We start from the raw sequence: 14,146 nt of genomic DNA on the forward strand, positions 1-14,146 counted from the left end.
CGCCCCGCAGCCGGCCCCGGCGCCCGCACAGCCGGCCCCACAATCGTCGTCTTCGGCCACCCCGGCCCGCGCCGCCGACACGCGCAACGGGGCGGAAGCCGTCCGCACGGCCATGTGAAGCCTCCGCGCAGGACCCCCGCTGCCGGGAACGTACAAAAGGGGCCGTCTCGACGGCGCCTTTTTCCGTCCCCATCTTTCTTCCGGCGGCACCCCGTCCCGTGCCGCGGCGGAGGTGCGCCATGATCCCCTTCCCGGCCATTTCGTTCCCGGCGCGGCTGTGCGCCCTCCTCCTGCCCGCCCTGTTGCTGCTGCCCGTCCCGGCGCTGGCCGGCGGCGGCTGGCATGGCGGGAACTTCTTCGGCTTCAGCGTCACGTTGCCGCTGGCCTTCGGCTTTCCGCCGCCCCTCTATGCCCCGCCCCCGCCGCCCGTGGTCTATGTGCCGGTCCCCCAGCCCGCCCCGGCGGCCCCGCTGGCCACCCGGACCTCCCCGACCTACCTCGGCCCCGGCGGGCGCTATTGCCGCGACTTCCGGATGCCCGGCGTCGTCGGCGGACGCCCCGCGACGCTCGTCGGAACGGCCTGCCTGGACCCCGATGGCCAATGGCGGGTGACCGGCTGAGGGCGGGTCAACCCTACCCGCAATATCGGGATATCCCCAGAAGCTGTGGGTAACTCTGTGAGCGAATCCGGGAGCAACCTGTGAGCATGGCCGTGAATCCACGGCCTCCACCGATTTGCCCAAATTTCAGGCATCAGTGAAATGGCGGAATTGCTCAGCTTTTGCGGGTTTCAACGGTTTCAGACGGGTCCGGAAAAACAAAAAAGCAACATTCGGAGAGTCAAGGACGCCGTGCAGGTCAATGTGCATAACTCGGGCTAACCCGAACCATTGGCCGCCCGCACCGTTCCTGCCTTCCCTTGGCCGGAAGGCCGGACGTCATGCGCACAGGCGGGCCAGCAGGTCGGCCAGCCGGTTCCGTTCGTCCGCCGACAGGCGCCCAGTCAGTTCGGCCTCGGCCCGTGCGATGGCCGGCCCCGCCGTCTCCACCACCCGCCGCCCGCTCTCGGCCAGGCTGACGAGGTTGCGGCGGCGGTCCAGGCTGTCCGGACTGCGCAGCAGATAGCCGCGGTCGGTCAGCCGCACGACCACGCCCTGCATGGTGGCGGGGTCCATGGCGATGCTGCGGCCCAGATCGATCTGCGACATCGGCCCGTGCTGGTGCAGCGCCGCCAGCGCCGCCCATTGCGGCGCCGTCAGGTTGAAGTCGGCCAGCGCGTCGCTCAGCATCGCGGTGGCGCGCTGATGGACGCGGCGGATGCGGCTGTGGATGGACTCGGCGGAGACGGTGCAAAGGGCGACGTCGCACCCCTCCCTGCCGTCGGCGGTATCGTTGCCGGCCATTTCGGTCGGGAGCGCCATGAACCCAGCGGCCTCGTGTCTATGAACGACACTTTGGCCTTTAACACCGATCTATGTCGGTTGTGTTTCAGGAGCGGCTTACTACGTTACCGTCTTGAAATATGAGGGAGGTCCGGGTCACTCTGCCGCATGATGGAGCGGCAGCGCGGCCTTTCCGCGGGCCTCCGGCTCCTCCCGGCCGCCCTCCGGATCGCCCTCCAGATCAATAAGCTGGACCATCCGGCGCTCCACCGCGACCAGATACTCGCGCGTTTCCAGGCCACGGCATTCCCGGCTGTGCCGGCGCAGCAAGGTGATGGCCTGATAAGAGGGCGTGCGGTTCCACGGCATGGTCGGCTCGCGCGGAAGAACGGTGGCAAGGGCGCCGATTACAATTGAGAAATATTACGGGAATGCGGGCGGCGCCATGAAAATTCACCGTTGCAATCGGGACCCTGGGTTGCCCGGAACGGTTATGTCTTCCGCCGCCGTGACGCAGCGCGGGCATGCCTGTTTGCCGGATGGGGCAGCTTTGGGAGAGGCGATGCGCATGCATACGACCGGTGCGCTGACGGTGGCGGCGGCTCTCGCCTTTCTGGTGGCCGTGGTGTCCTACGATCCGACGCCCCTGCGCGTCGTCGTGACCGCGCTGTGCTGCGCGCTGGCCGGCTTCTTCCTGGGGCGCCGCTGAAAGGACCCTCCGGGGGCGGAGCAAATTGGAGTTAATCGGCCCGTTAGTCATTGCATCTCACCACCCATGTGGCATGAACGCCTTGTGGAGTTTGAAGGACATCCACGCCGGCGGTCCTTTTGCCTGCTGTTTCCCGCGACGGTTCGAACCGACCGGGCGCGGCGGAGGCTGCCTTCCTTTATCAGACTTCTTTGGCGATGCCCCATTATCTGCGCCTGTTTCTTTTGCTTGTGGCCGCCGTTGTGCCGCTCGCCGCGCTCCAGTTCATGACGCAGCACAGCCTGCGCCAGGATCGGGAGAACGAGGTGCGGAACGAAACCCTGCGCCTTCTCGACCTGCTGGACGCCGAGCAGCAGCGCATCGCCGCGGAAGCGCGGCAGGCGCTGGCGACGATCGTCGAATCCGGCGTGCCGCAGGCGGGATCGCCGACCTGTCAGGACACCATGGACCGGCTGCGCGCCCGCTACCCCGCCTATCTGTCGGTGGAGGTGGCGGACCGGCGGGGCCGGGTGTGGTGCGCGACCGATCCGGTCTCCCTGGGCGTCGATCTCGGCGGCATCCGCAGCTTCCAGAACGCTCTGGCCACCGGCGCCCTGACGACGGGGGAATACGGGCTGCGCGATCCCAACCAGCGCCCAATCCTGCCCTTCCGGCTGGCCTACCCCGCCCCGGACGGGGTGGCGGGCGGGGTGGCGGGCGGGGTGGCGGGCGGGGTTGTGACGGTGCTTCTCGACGCCCGCTGGCTGGAGGAGGATCTGGGCCGCCGTCCGCTTCCCGCCGGCATGGAGATGGTGATCGCCGACCGCCAGGGACATGCCGTGGCGCGCCTGCCGGAGATGCCGGACGCCATCGGCAAGCCCCTGCCAACCCCCATGCTGCAAGCCATGCGGGCGGCGCGGGGCTCGCGGTCGGTCGCCGTCTACGATGACGGCGGGACGGAGCGGATGGTGGTGTCGGCCCCCCTGGACACCGGCAGCCGCGAATCGATGATCGCCATCGGGATCGACCGCGACGCGGCGATGCGTCCGGTCCAGGACAGCATGGTCTTTTCGCTGGCCCTGTTCGGCGGGGTGCTTCTGCTGAGCTGCCTGGGGGCGGCCTGGGGCATGCGGCAGTTCCTGCGCGTGCGCGACCGGATGCTGGAAACCGTGGTCGAGAAGGCGTCGGTCCTGGAGAGCACGACGGACGCCGTGGCCGAACTCGACCGGTCCTGGCGGGTCGTCTTCGTCAACGAGCGGGCACGGGCGCTGCTGCCCGAGTCCGGAGACGCCGTGGGCCGGAACGGGCGCGCCGTCTTCGCGGAGCTGATGGCCGGCGACGCCGGGCGGACGCTGCAGCAGGCCATGGAGAACCGCGAGCCGGTGGAGTTCGAGACCCGGGGGCCGCGCAGCGGCGTCTGGTTCGCCGTCCGCGCCTTCCCCTCGCGCAAGGGGCTTGCCCTCTATTTCCGGGACGCCACGGACCGCCGGCGCCTGGAGGATGAGCGCACGCTCCTCACCCGGCAGTTGGAGGCGGAGCGCAGCCTGATGGAAGCGGTCCTGGAGCACATGCCCTCCGGCCTTCTGGTGGCGGAGGCTCCCATGGGGCGGATCGTCAAGGTCAACGACACCGCGCTGCGCCTGCTCGGCGGTCCGCCGCCGCCCAACGTCGGCTGCGACTGCGGCGGCACGCGGGCCTGCAGCGGCGGCGCCTGCTTCGGCGAGGGGCGCTGCCCGCTCTCCCGCGCCCTGCTGAAGGGCGAGACGCTGGAGCAGGAGGACATGCCCTACACCCGGCCGGACGGGACGGCCATGACCCTGTCGGTCAGCGCCACCCCGGTCCGCGACGCCGGCGGGCGGGTCACCCTGGCGATCTGCACGCTGCGCGACGTCGGCGAGCGCAAGGCGATGGAGCTGGCGCTCCAGCACGCGAAGGAGGAGGCCGACGAGGCCAACCGCGCCAAGTCGAAGTTCCTCGCCGCCGCCAGCCATGACCTGCGCCAGCCGATGCAGTCCATGTTCCTGTTCACCGGCATCCTGCACCGCTTCATCCGCGACGAGCAGGGCCAGCGCAGCCTGGAGATGCTGGAACGCGGTCTGGACACGCTGAAGGGGCTGCTGGACAGCCTGCTCGACGTGTCGCGGCTGGACGCCGGGGCGGTCGATCCGCGGGTGGAGCCCTTCGCCCTGAACGGCTTGCTGGACGAGATCGCCACCTCCTACGCGCCGATCCTGGAAAGCAAGAAGCTGGCCTTCCGCATCGTGCTGGACCGGACGGTGACGGTGCGCAGCGACCGCGTGCTGCTGGGCCGCATGGTGCGCAACCTGCTGGAGAACGCCGTCAAATACACCGAGCGCGGCGGCGTGCAGCTTTCCATCCGCGTTCAGGAGGAGCGGGTGCGGATCGAGGTCGGCGACACCGGCATCGGCATCCCGCCGGATCAGCTGACCCGGATCTTCGCGGAATTCCACCAGATCAACAACCCGGAGCGGGACCGGGCGCGCGGGCTCGGGCTCGGGCTCGCCATCGTCCAGCGCCTGTCGGCGATCCTCGACCATCCGGTGGAGGTGCGGTCCCAACTGGGCCGCGGCTCCGTCTTCGCCGTCACCGTCCCCCTGGCCGCGGTGGAGGCGGTGCCGCCGGCCCCGCCGCCGATGACGGCCTCCCCCTTCACCGGCGGGGCCGAGGCGCCGCGCGCCCTGCTGGTGGACGACGACGCCATCGTCCTGCTGGGGCTGCGCGATATGTTCCGCGAATGGGGCTACGAGGTGCGGATCGCCGGCTCCACCGACGAGGCGGTGGCGAAGGTCGAGGCGGACGGGCGCATGCCCGACGTGATGCTGGTCGATTACCGCCTGCGTGAAGGGCGCGTCGGAACGGAGGCGGTGGTGCGCATCCGCGCCATGGCCGGATGGGACGTGCCCGCCATGGTCCTGACCGGGGAGGCCGGCCCGGAATGCGAGACGGACGCCGCCGCCCATGGGTTGGAGGTGGTCCGCAAGCCTGTGACGCCGCGCCAGCTCCGCCGCGTCCTCGACCGCGCCATGGCGAAACCGGCGGCAACGCCGGCGGGGGCGGAGCGCTTGACGCCGGAAAAGAAAGCGGCCCGCCGTCCGGATGAACGGCGGGCCCTTGAGGTGCAAAACAGGGAGGCACACGCCCTTGGGGCAAAGTCAGAGTAGCAGCGGCGGTTACCCCGCGCGAAAGGGGGAAAGTCGTAGCCTCCGGCGCGTCCGGGGTGCGCCGACGGGAGCGGCCCTCCCCTCCGAAAAAATGACGGCCTCGACAGTTTTCGCTTGAGCGCCGGCTGCGGTACGGCTATATCAGCGCTCCCGCGTCGCCCCAAGGGACGCGGGACAAAGAGCAGACGATGCGCTTGTGGCGGAATTGGTAGACGCGCTAGGTTCAGGTCCTAGTGGCTGAAAGGCCGTGGGGGTTCGAGTCCCTCCAAGCGCACCAACACCTCTTGTGTTGGTCTGAGAGTATAGTGGGGCCATAGCTCAGCTGGGAGAGCGCTACAATGGCATTGTAGAGGTCAGGAGTTCGATCCTCCTTGGCTCCACCATCATGAAGCCGGCAACCTCGACGGGTTGCCGGCTTTTCCTTGTTGTGGCCCCTGCATTCGCACCGACTCCAACAAGGACGCGGCGGACAGAAACCGTGGCCGGCATGGCCGGGTCATGAGGCGTCACTGGTGGAGAGGCGGCTGGTGGAGAGGCGGCAGCCGTTCACGCTGGCGCAGGCCGCGTGACAGGCGCCAGCCGCCCGAAGGTCCAGGTCAGCGCTTCCGGAACCGGGGCGAACAGATCCTTCAGCGGCTTGTGCCGGCGCTGGCGCTGCATCTCGACGAAGACCATCGGATGCGGCATCCGCAGAATGCCGTCGCGCAAGGCGTCCAAGCGGATTTGCGGCGCCCCGCCGGCCTTTGCCCCGGCATACTCGACGATCCGCGCGCGAAAGCTGCCATAGGCATTGCGGCGGGCGTCGAGCAGGAGCTGCCGGTTGAGCCCCAAAGTCTCGCGGGTGTATTCCGCCCGCACCCTGTCCGCCGCGCGCAGACGCGGGAGCGGCACAACCAAGAATTCCCCTTCGATCCAGCCGTGGACCGGATCGTTCGCCAGCAGATCGAGAGTTAGGAAATTCAACGGATTTTCCGTCCGCGGATCAATCAGGGCGTGGCGCCCAACCGGCGGCGGTGTCAGCACCGCGCCGCCGACCCGCGTAACGTCATGCCGCCGACCGCGCGCATCCAGATAAGCGTATTTGTTCGACTTGTAGGTTCCGTTGCAGGGACCACAGGCGAAGACGTAGTTCGACCAGCGGAAGGCTTGATCGGGAAAGAAATCCTTGGGCAGCACATGCTCGATCTCATCCGCCGCGGAATCGTTGCAATACGCGCAGCGCACGGCACCGAAGCACATGTGCTCCAACTCGTCCCGGATCACCTTGAAGGCGGCATCGCCGGCGTTGGGTCCCTTCTTGTTGTCCCATAGGGATTTCCCCCTGGCCACGCGGTCGGCATAGTTGGGTAACCCGTCTATCTCGGCCTGGCGGGAATCGATATAGGTCTGCGTGGCCGGGTCCAGCGTACCGTCGGGAAGCCTTAACATGGCTGCGCGCTCACTCCGGTGCAGTGTCGCTGGCGCGCGACGGCAGCATCGCCCGCAGCTCCGTCATCCGCATAGCATCCCTTTCGCTCAGGCGGCGGTTCAGGGATTTGCGGTTCAAGCGGGACAGTTCCTCACGAGCCTTGCGGCCTTCATCCGACTGCGCCACATCGGCGCCGAACAGCTCGGTGCCGTAGGCGTCGAGAATCGAGCCGTAGATCAACCGGTTCAACGCCGGCCCACTCACCCGCTCCGCCGCTTCCCCGGTGCCGGGGTTCGGCAGCTTCCAGACCGACTTGGCGGCGCGGCAGATGATCGGACTGTGAGTGGTCACAAAGAACTGGATGTTGGGGAACCGCTGAGTGAACCAATGACCGATATCGCGTTGCCAGGAAGGATGGAGGTGGGCATCGACCTCATCGATACTCACAATGCCCGGAATATCTATACCACCTTTTTTAAGGTTGATCGCCTTTGCAACCTTATCTTCTCCATAAATATATACCATTTGGTTGATTATTTCAAATATAGTTGACAGTATTGCTTTGTACCCACTGCTCATTTGCTGGATATCTACTTCATTATCTTCGCCATCGAGCAACGTCACATGCTCGCTCGTCACATCCGTGATTCTCGCCCCAAATGGAAGCAATTTTGTTTCATTAACAAATGCCTTGATCTTCTCCATGAGCCGGCCGGCTGATTTGTCTCCTTCAAGATTTCTGACGTGAAGGGTCTGAATGAGCGCCAAGCCGGCTGACAGCGGAATGTCCTCTCCGAACGCCGAAAGGTGTGGCGCAACGCGCGGAGACGCCTCGAATATCTTTCCAAATCGTCCGTCATCGGTGGAAATTCTACGAAAAGCCCCAAACGACGACGCGAAGCGCACCGAATTTTCGTTCCAAATCGGATTGTCCCGTCTGGGAGTGCCTATCAGTACCCGGCGGGGCCTTTTCTCATCAGCCGGAAAATCTTTAAATTTGACCAAAGCGCTGAAATCTTCAGCGTCACCGTACAACGCTTCCTCGGACGTTTCGTATTCGACAAAATCCTCCTCATACGGAGTTACCGTAATAGATATCTCTCCTCTTTCCTTTCCATTGCGCAGCCAGTTCCGCCAATTCTCTCTGAGGACACGCGCGTCCAACGGTCCGATCAGCGCCAGCGCGATGGAGCGGATGACCGTGGACTTTCCCGATGAGTTCGACCCGATGATCACATGCCAGCCCGGTGCTTCTTCCGGCGTCAGCTCGATCGTGAAATGTTCGAGCGCGCGGATGTTCTTGATTTCCAGCTTGGTGATGTGCATTCGACCCCTCCGAACCATGCGGCGATCCTAGCGGGTTTGCGCGCATCGGGCACGCGCGTTCCAGGTCTCCGCCAGCCTCGGCCCCACCCATAGCATTCCTGACCGTGCCAAGTCCCGCCATCCGCCGGTTGGAGGGAATGTTCCAACTCGACCGCGAAAAGCTGGACGTCGGCATCGACCGGATCATGAACCGCCATCGCGGCGGGATCCTGCCCTTCCTGCGCGACAAGCTGCCCGCCCGCGCGAATCCGCCCGCTTTTTGTTGCTCGTCCGCCGGCGCGGCACGGAATAAGGTTTCGTTAACGAAACACGGGATGCGAGGGTTGGAACCATGCTGCGACTGGGCACGAAGGTCCGGCATCATGGACGGGACGCCATGGTGATCGCGCGGACCCTGGGGGGCCGCCCCTCTTACGATCTGCGGCTCATCGACGGCACCATCGTGAAGTACGCGCAGGAGACGGACTGCGAGGTCCTGCCGCCCGATGCCGGGATCGCCGCGCCCGTCCATGCGGATGGTCATGCAGGCGGGCATCCCGTGGACCGGCCCGCCGCGGGCTGACGGGCGCTCCGGCCTTCCCGGACGGGGGCACGGCTCCAAGGGACCGTTGCCGAAACCCGCCGGTCCGCGCAATATCGCCCGATGGAACGGCTGGACGACGATGAAGGCTGCCCGCGGCGGCGCTGGCGGGTGATCGAGGGTGGCGGGACTCCCTGCGGGGCTTCCGGCCCCGCCCCGGATTGCGGTGCGCCGGCAGGCCGCACCGTGGCGGAGACGGTGGCGCCGGAGGCGGCGGCCCGTCCGGTGCCCGAGGATTACGGGCTGACGCGGGACGATTTGCGGATCTGGTACGCGCCGGGACGGGTCGGGGCTCTGCTGGCCCTGGCGGCGACCGTGTGGATGGCCGGCGTCCAGGCTTACGACGCCGGGCGGCTGTCCGATCCTTGGATCCTGGGCGCCCTGCCCGGCCTGCTCTATGGCGCCATGATCGGTGGATTCGCAGGGCTGGGCCTGTTGGTGCTGGTGCACTGGTGCGACCCTCTGGTCGGCATGGCCTGGCCCGTCTACGCGCGGCTGCGCCGGTACCGCGACGCGCTGGCCGCGGCGGTCGCCGCGGAGCGGAGCGTCAACGAGCGGATGCCCTGACAGCCGCCACCGACCGCCGCCGCCTTCGCTGCCACCGCCGGTGGAAATGCAGGGACTATCCCATTCGAACGATGGTGCTGACGCGCGCAGACCCAATCTGCTTAAGAACAGACAGGAGAAACGCAGTGAACCGATTCGACGAAAAAGTCTATCGCGTGACCAAGCGCCGGGATGGGCCGAGCCTTCAGGAACAGAAGGGTCAACTGCTCCGCCTGAAGCAGGATCTGGAACAGTTCCGGTCCCGCCAAGCGGGCGCCGCGGTCGTCGGCAGCCTGCAGGCACGCATCCGCGAGCTGGAATCCTCGATCTCCCGTGCGGAGGCCGCGGGGATGATGGACCGTGAAGCCCGCCGGTCCCATGGTGGCGAGGAGAATGCGGACCCCGGCGCCGTCCCCGTGCCGGAAAACAGCATGCGGGCCACGTCGAGCCGCTTCCCGCCGCGTGGACGGCCCGGTCGGACCTTCTGAACCGCGGCGGAGCGGCGTTCGAGGGGCAGGACCGTCTCAGCCCTCCGCACCGTCCGGTTGATCCAGATCAGGGCGGGTCTTGATCGAATCTCATACCTTGGGCTTGGTTTTAAGACCTTAGTCTGAACCTGACGTCCGAAGCGAGCGCGCCATCCAAGGCGCCGAAGCGAGACAGCCCAGGGGTACGAGACATGACCTTCTCTGTTGCCGCCACCGCCACCGCCGCCACGGCCGCCGCCATGGCCACCATCGTCCCGCCGCCGGCCCCCACCGCGACGCGCACCCACGAGTCGCGGGCTGCGGAGCCGGTGACGGGCCGCTGCGCCGGTTGCTCGGCGCGGAGCAAGGGGCTGTGCGGGGCGCTGACCACGGGGGATCTGCCGGACCTGTCGGCGGCGTCCCGCCCGCTGGATCTGCTGTCGGCGACCCCGGTGGTGATGGAGGGTGAGGAGGCCACGGCCGTGTTCACCGTCATGTCGGGCATGCTGAAGCTCTACAAGACCCTGCCGGACGGGCGGCAGCAGATCACCGGTTTCGCCACCGCGGGCGACGTGATCGGGCTGGCCGTCGGCACGGGCTACGCCTACACGGCGGAGACGGTCACTGCCTCCACCGTCTGCCGGATGTCGCGGACGGCGCTGCACCGGCTGATGGAGCGGCACCCGGCGGTGCAGGGGCGGCTGCTCGCCATGACCTCGGTGGAGCTGTCGGCGGCGCAGGACCAGATCCTGCTGCTCGGGTGCAAGACGGCGATGGAACGGGTGTCCAGCTTCCTGCTCGCCCTGTCGCGGCGCTCGCGGCCCCTGGCGGACGGCACGCCCAGCGTCTTCCTTCCCATGCCGAAGGTGGACATCGGCGCCTATCTGGGCCTGCGTCCCGAAACGCTGTCGCGCGTGCTGCGCAAGCTGGAGGAGGCAGGGGCGATCACCCGCCTGAGCAACGACCGCATCCGCATCGAGAACCCGGCGGCGCTCGAAGCCACCGCCTGATCCCCGGTTCGGACCGCCATCCTGTTGGCCGCGTTCAGGCCGGTCGGGCTCAGGCCCGGCCCGCCACCGGATAGCCGTCGCCGCCGAAATCCATCCCCACGTCCTTCACGAAGGCCTGCCCGACCCGGCGGTAGCCCAGCCGGGTGAACAGGCCCGCGGCGTCGAGTTTCGGCGCGGTCGCCGCGACGACGCAGCCGCGTTCATCGACCACCACCGACGCGCAGCCCAGCTTCCGGGCCAGCAGGTCGATGCCGTCGGCCTGCGCCGCCGAGGTCGCCGCCGCGTCGAACAGCCCCACCGCGATGAAGATCGGCACGGTCAGCACGCGGATCGCCCCTTCGGCACTGACGCGGTAGCAGAACAGGCCGCGGATGTGGCCGTCGCTCATCTCGCAGGCCATCACGCCGCCGTCGCCGCCGGACCGCAGGAAGAGGGCCACCACCTCCCGCCACTCGTCCAGGGTCATGTCGCGGTGCAGGGTCTGGACGACGGGCAGCGCCTGATCGGCCTGGGTTTTGGCAAGCGGGGCGATGATGAAGCTTCTGGGCATGGGCGGGCGATCCTTTCGCAGGCATCTTCCGCGATGATCCGGCCCACCGCTTTGATTTTGGTCATGCGCCGCACCGGGGGAGCGGCTCCGGGGGAGCGATTGCGCAGAGGCGGTGTTTCAACAGGGCAGCCCCGCCCCGTTGCCGGAGACCGGAGATGAGCCCCTACCCGCCGCCGCCGCAGACGCCCGACGTGCCGATCCCCATGCCGATGCCGCCCGACGCCCCGCCGGACGAGCCGGTGGAAGCCCCGCCGATGCCCGGCGAGCCGCAGGAACCGATATAGGGGGCCGTCAGGGCTTGCGGCGGTAGAGCGCCATCGCGCGTTCGAAAATGCCCGGGGACGAGTAGTCGCCCAGGAACAGGTCGCCCAGCGCCCGGCGCATCCGCGCCCGGATGCGGGAGCGGACGGCGTTGCGCAGCGCCTCCTCCTGCATGTGGCAGCGGCGGCAGAGGTTCTTCGGGCGGGCCTCCGGGTTGCCGGACGGGCGGACCGGGCGCACCACGACCTGCAAATCCCGCGTCTCGGCATACTCCACCACGTCGGGCCAGGCCGCCCGCCGCCCGCGCCCATCGCGCCAGGTCTGGTCGGCGGCGTCGTACCACCGCCCGTCCGGCAGGCAGCGCACGACGGTGCCGCCGGGCCGCCCGCAGCAGCGGCAGCGGTTCTCCCCGCTGGCGCCCTTGCGGTTGGCCGGGTCGAGGTCGGGTCGGAGAATCTTTGCGCGGAGCGGTCTGGTCATGGCTTGATGCCTTGGGGGCCGGAGGTGCCCCTGCGGGACGTGGCTCATGACATGGATGGGCACGGACCGCCAGTGCGAATTTGCGAAAAGGTCTTCAGAGCCCATCCGATGGACACGATCCCCCCAGCCGATTCCGCCGACCCGCATCTGGTGCACGAACTGGCCAGCGCCCACCCAGACGTGGTGACCGCCGCTGCCGCGGGCGTGGCGCGGGTGGCCCATGGCGAGGGGCTGGGGCTGGTTCCGCTCGGCCTGCCGCTGCCCAAAGGCAAGCGCGACCTGCTGGTCCCCGCGGAACGGAAGGAGGCGGTGCTTCTGGAAATCCAGGGAACGCTCGACCGCGCGCAACGGCGCAACGATCTGCTCGCCCAGGGACGCCGCGCGCTGGAAGGCTGGTCCACCAGCTTGCACCCGGCGGAGGACCGGACACGGGTGAAGGCCGTGCGCAGCGACGACCTGCCCTGGCCCGGCCTGCCCGCCCCGGTGCGGCTCCAGGTTTCCCGCGTGCTCGACGCCATGGAGCTGGCCGACCTCGACGACGACGATCTGGCGCTGCGGCTGGAGGGCGACCCGGCGCTTGCCGCCGCGCTGGAGGACGCGCTGTCCCGCACCGCCGCCCGCCTGCACCGTTACGCCGCGGAGGCGGACGGGGCGGCGGAAGGGATGGCGGACTCATGGACCTTCGCGTCGCTGGCCGAGCGGCTGTCCCGCGCCGCCCGCAACCGGCACGGGGTGGACGAGTTGCTGGAGCGCTGGGACCGCGAGTTCGCCGTCTGGCGGCGCGAACGGGCGGAGGCCCGCGGGCGCGCCTATGTGGACCGGCATTTCGACCTCGCCCGCTACGAAAACCTGTTCCCGGTGGCGCGCGGGCTGGGCCGGCGGCTGGTGCTGGTGGTCGGCCCGACCAACTCCGGCAAGACCCACCACGCCATCGAGGCGCTGAAGGGCGCCTATGACGGCCTCTATCTGGCGCCGCTGCGCCTGCTGGCCCTGGAGGTGATGGAGCGGCTGAACGCCGAGGGCACGCCGGCCTCCCTGCTGACCGGGGAGGAGGCGATCGCGACTCCGGGCGCCCGCCACACCGCCTCGACCATCGAGGTGATGGACCCCGACCGCCCGGTCGAGGTGGCGGTGATCGACGAGATCCAGATGCTGGCCGACCCCGACCGCGGCTGGGCCTGGACGGCGGCGCTGATGGGCGCCCCGGCGGAGACCGTCTACATCCTGGGCGCGCCGGAGGCCCGCCCGCTGGTGGAGCGGGTGGCGGCCCATCTGGGCGAGCGGCTGGAGGTGATCGAGCTGGAGCGCAAGGTGCCGCTGACCCTGATCGACCGCCGCCTGACCTGGGAGGAGGTGGCGCCCGGCGACGCCCTGATCGCCTTCTCCCGCCGGGAGATCCATGCCGTGCGCGACACGTTGCGGGCGAAGGGCCTGTCGGTCGCCGCGGTCTACGGCGCGCTGGCGCCGGAGGTGCGGCGGCGCGAGGCCGCGCGCTTCCTGTCCGGGGAGGCCGACGTGGTGGTGGCGACCGACGCCATCGGCATGGGTCTGAACCTGCCCTGCCGCCGCGTGCTGTTCACCGCGCTGGAGAAGTTCGACGGCAACAGCGTCCGCCCGCTGACCGCCACCGAGGTGAAGCAGATCGCCGGGCGCGCCGGGCGCTTCGGCAAGTTCGAGTCGGGAGAATTCGGCGTGGTCGGGCGGGGCACGCCGCAGGCCCTGCGCAGCCTGCTGGAAAAGGCGGACGGGCGGTTGCGGCCCGACGCCCCGCTGGCCGTGCGCCCGACCCGCGCCATGCTGGCCCGTCTGGCCGGCCATGTCGGGACGGAGGAGGCCGTGCTGCTGCTGGACTGCTTCGCCGACGCCCGCACGGCGGGGTCGCCCTACCGGCTGGGCGACCTGTCCGGGATGCGGCGGCTGGCGGCGATGCTGGACGAGCGGCGGCTGGGGCTGTCCGCCAAGCTGGACCTGCTGCTGATCCCCGCCGACCTGGAGGACGAGGCGGAGGCGCGCATCCTCGCCGCCATCGTCGGCGCGGTGGAGGCCGGAGATCCGTCTCCGCTCGGGCGGTTCGTCCCGGCGCGGCTGGACGAGATGGATGGGGCGGCGCTGGAAGGGCTGTCGCGGGCCTGCGACCTCTATTACTGGGCGGCGCGCAAGTTCCCGGCCCTGTTCCCGGAACGCGAGGCGGTGCGCAGCCGCCGCGCCGAGGTCAGCCGGCGTCTGGCCGAGCTGCTCGCCACGCGCGGCGCGCGGTCCGCCGGGC

The 14,146-nt window shown here is 68.9% G+C and carries 16 protein-coding genes and 2 tRNA genes; 12 read left to right on the forward strand and 6 right to left on the reverse strand.

Going from position 1 to position 14,146, the window contains the following annotated elements; genetic code table 11:
- The first annotated feature begins 239 nt into the window (after positions 1-239).
- Positions 240-620, forward strand: a complete 381-nt coding sequence (locus tag QSG27_RS22645; RefSeq protein ID WP_306710125.1) for a hypothetical protein — start codon at positions 240-242, stop codon at positions 618-620.
- 318 nt (positions 621-938) lie between these two features.
- Here QSG27_RS22645 and QSG27_RS22650 read toward each other — a convergent pair whose 3' ends face one another.
- Both QSG27_RS22650 and QSG27_RS22655 read right to left on the reverse strand, forming a co-directional pair.
- Positions 939-1,421, reverse strand: coding sequence for a MarR family winged helix-turn-helix transcriptional regulator (locus tag QSG27_RS22650; RefSeq protein ID WP_306710127.1), 483 nt, complete (start codon positions 1,419-1,421; stop codon positions 939-941).
- Positions 1,422-1,538: 117 nt separating this feature from the next.
- Entirely contained in the window at positions 1,539-1,751 is a 213-nt protein-coding gene (locus tag QSG27_RS22655) for a hypothetical protein (protein WP_306710128.1), read from the reverse strand.
- 193 nt (positions 1,752-1,944) lie between these two features.
- On the opposite strand from QSG27_RS22655, the gene QSG27_RS22660 reads away from it, so the two are divergent.
- The 4 genes from QSG27_RS22660 (at position 1,945) to QSG27_RS22675 (ending at position 5,635) form a co-directional block, all read left to right on the forward strand.
- A complete protein-coding gene (locus QSG27_RS22660) occupies positions 1,945-2,091 on the forward strand; it encodes a hypothetical protein (RefSeq protein WP_306710130.1) in 147 nt (48 codons plus the stop codon).
- 197 nt (positions 2,092-2,288) lie between these two features.
- The gene (locus QSG27_RS22665) at positions 2,289-5,252 is read left to right on the forward strand and encodes a hybrid sensor histidine kinase/response regulator (RefSeq protein ID WP_306710132.1); all 2,964 of its coding nucleotides are present in this window, start codon (positions 2,289-2,291) and stop codon (positions 5,250-5,252) included.
- Between the two features lie 190 nt (positions 5,253-5,442).
- Positions 5,443-5,529 (forward strand) — tRNA-Leu (locus tag QSG27_RS22670).
- 30 nt (positions 5,530-5,559) lie between these two features.
- Positions 5,560-5,635 (forward strand) — tRNA-Ala (locus QSG27_RS22675).
- A 163-nt stretch (positions 5,636-5,798) separates the two neighbouring features.
- On the opposite strand, the gene QSG27_RS22680 is transcribed toward QSG27_RS22675, so the two are convergent.
- A complete protein-coding gene (locus tag QSG27_RS22680) occupies positions 5,799-6,680 on the reverse strand; it encodes an HNH endonuclease family protein (RefSeq protein ID WP_306710134.1) in 882 nt (293 codons plus the stop codon).
- 10 nt (positions 6,681-6,690) lie between these two features.
- Positions 6,691-7,986: an AAA family ATPase gene (locus tag QSG27_RS22685; RefSeq protein WP_306710136.1), complete on the reverse strand. Its 1,296-nt coding sequence runs from the start codon at positions 7,984-7,986 to the stop codon at positions 6,691-6,693.
- 137 nt (positions 7,987-8,123) lie between these two features.
- On the opposite strand from QSG27_RS22685, the gene QSG27_RS22690 reads away from it, so the two are divergent.
- The 5 genes from QSG27_RS22690 (at position 8,124) to QSG27_RS22710 (ending at position 10,589) form a co-directional block, all read left to right on the forward strand.
- Positions 8,124-8,369, forward strand: coding sequence for a hypothetical protein (locus tag QSG27_RS22690; RefSeq protein WP_306710139.1), 246 nt, complete (start codon positions 8,124-8,126; stop codon positions 8,367-8,369).
- Positions 8,363-8,548, forward strand: a complete 186-nt coding sequence (locus QSG27_RS22695) for a hypothetical protein (protein ID WP_306710141.1) — start codon at positions 8,363-8,365, stop codon at positions 8,546-8,548. Before QSG27_RS22690 ends, QSG27_RS22695 begins: the two co-directional genes overlap by 7 nt.
- 81 nt (positions 8,549-8,629) lie before the next feature.
- Positions 8,630-9,133, forward strand: coding sequence for a hypothetical protein (locus tag QSG27_RS22700; protein WP_306710143.1), 504 nt, complete (start codon positions 8,630-8,632; stop codon positions 9,131-9,133).
- Positions 9,134-9,204: 71 nt separating this feature from the next.
- Positions 9,205-9,600, forward strand: a complete 396-nt coding sequence (locus QSG27_RS22705; RefSeq protein ID WP_306710145.1) for a Gas vesicle protein V — start codon at positions 9,205-9,207, stop codon at positions 9,598-9,600.
- A 191-nt stretch (positions 9,601-9,791) separates the two neighbouring features.
- Positions 9,792-10,589, forward strand: coding sequence for a Crp/Fnr family transcriptional regulator (locus QSG27_RS22710; RefSeq protein WP_306710147.1), 798 nt, complete (start codon positions 9,792-9,794; stop codon positions 10,587-10,589).
- Between the two features lie 49 nt (positions 10,590-10,638).
- Here QSG27_RS22710 and QSG27_RS22715 read toward each other — a convergent pair whose 3' ends face one another.
- Complete coding sequence (locus tag QSG27_RS22715) at positions 10,639-11,139, reverse strand: hypothetical protein (RefSeq protein ID WP_306710149.1); 501 nt, start codon at positions 11,137-11,139, stop codon at positions 10,639-10,641.
- Positions 11,140-11,294: 155 nt separating this feature from the next.
- Between QSG27_RS22715 and QSG27_RS22720 the strand changes: the two genes are divergently transcribed.
- A complete protein-coding gene (locus tag QSG27_RS22720; RefSeq protein ID WP_306710151.1) occupies positions 11,295-11,423 on the forward strand; it encodes a hypothetical protein in 129 nt (42 codons plus the stop codon).
- Between the two features lie 7 nt (positions 11,424-11,430).
- Here QSG27_RS22720 and QSG27_RS22725 read toward each other — a convergent pair whose 3' ends face one another.
- Complete coding sequence (locus QSG27_RS22725) at positions 11,431-11,880, reverse strand: hypothetical protein (protein ID WP_306710153.1); 450 nt, start codon at positions 11,878-11,880, stop codon at positions 11,431-11,433.
- A 108-nt stretch (positions 11,881-11,988) separates the two neighbouring features.
- On the opposite strand from QSG27_RS22725, the gene QSG27_RS22730 reads away from it, so the two are divergent.
- Positions 11,989-14,146: helicase-related protein (locus QSG27_RS22730; protein ID WP_306710154.1), on the forward strand; the 2,158-nt coding region annotated here is incomplete at its 3' end.

Origin of the sequence: Azospirillum isscasi (assembly GCF_030849505.1) — a bacterium.
GTDB lineage: Bacteria > Pseudomonadota > Alphaproteobacteria > Azospirillales > Azospirillaceae > Azospirillum > Azospirillum isscasi.

What these genes read in the sequence shown, in the direction of transcription:
- QSG27_RS22680 (WP_306710134.1), bottom strand. Translation starts at nt 6,680, where the DNA reads ATGTTAAGGCTTCCCGACGGTACGCTGGACCCGGCCACGCAGACCTAT.
- QSG27_RS22700 (WP_306710143.1), top strand. Translation starts at nt 8,630, where the DNA reads ATGGAACGGCTGGACGACGATGAAGGCTGCCCGCGGCGGCGCTGGCGG.
- QSG27_RS22705 (WP_306710145.1), top strand. Translation starts at nt 9,205, where the DNA reads ATGGTGCTGACGCGCGCAGACCCAATCTGCTTAAGAACAGACAGGAGA.
- QSG27_RS22665 (WP_306710132.1), top strand. Translation starts at nt 2,289, where the DNA reads ATGCCCCATTATCTGCGCCTGTTTCTTTTGCTTGTGGCCGCCGTTGTG.
- QSG27_RS22685 (WP_306710136.1), bottom strand. Translation starts at nt 7,986, where the DNA reads ATGCACATCACCAAGCTGGAAATCAAGAACATCCGCGCGCTCGAACAT.
- QSG27_RS22725 (WP_306710153.1), bottom strand. Translation starts at nt 11,880, where the DNA reads ATGACCAGACCGCTCCGCGCAAAGATTCTCCGACCCGACCTCGACCCG.
- QSG27_RS22710 (WP_306710147.1), top strand. Translation starts at nt 9,792, where the DNA reads ATGACCTTCTCTGTTGCCGCCACCGCCACCGCCGCCACGGCCGCCGCC.
- QSG27_RS22660 (WP_306710130.1), top strand. Translation starts at nt 1,945, where the DNA reads ATGCGCATGCATACGACCGGTGCGCTGACGGTGGCGGCGGCTCTCGCC.
- QSG27_RS22645 (WP_306710125.1), top strand. Translation starts at nt 240, where the DNA reads ATGATCCCCTTCCCGGCCATTTCGTTCCCGGCGCGGCTGTGCGCCCTC.
- QSG27_RS22655 (WP_306710128.1), bottom strand. Translation starts at nt 1,751, where the DNA reads ATGCCGTGGAACCGCACGCCCTCTTATCAGGCCATCACCTTGCTGCGC.
- QSG27_RS22650 (WP_306710127.1), bottom strand. Translation starts at nt 1,421, where the DNA reads ATGGCGCTCCCGACCGAAATGGCCGGCAACGATACCGCCGACGGCAGG.
- QSG27_RS22690 (WP_306710139.1), top strand. Translation starts at nt 8,124, where the DNA reads ATGTTCCAACTCGACCGCGAAAAGCTGGACGTCGGCATCGACCGGATC.
- QSG27_RS22695 (WP_306710141.1), top strand. Translation starts at nt 8,363, where the DNA reads ATGGTGATCGCGCGGACCCTGGGGGGCCGCCCCTCTTACGATCTGCGG.
- QSG27_RS22720 (WP_306710151.1), top strand. Translation starts at nt 11,295, where the DNA reads ATGAGCCCCTACCCGCCGCCGCCGCAGACGCCCGACGTGCCGATCCCC.
- QSG27_RS22715 (WP_306710149.1), bottom strand. Translation starts at nt 11,139, where the DNA reads ATGCCCAGAAGCTTCATCATCGCCCCGCTTGCCAAAACCCAGGCCGAT.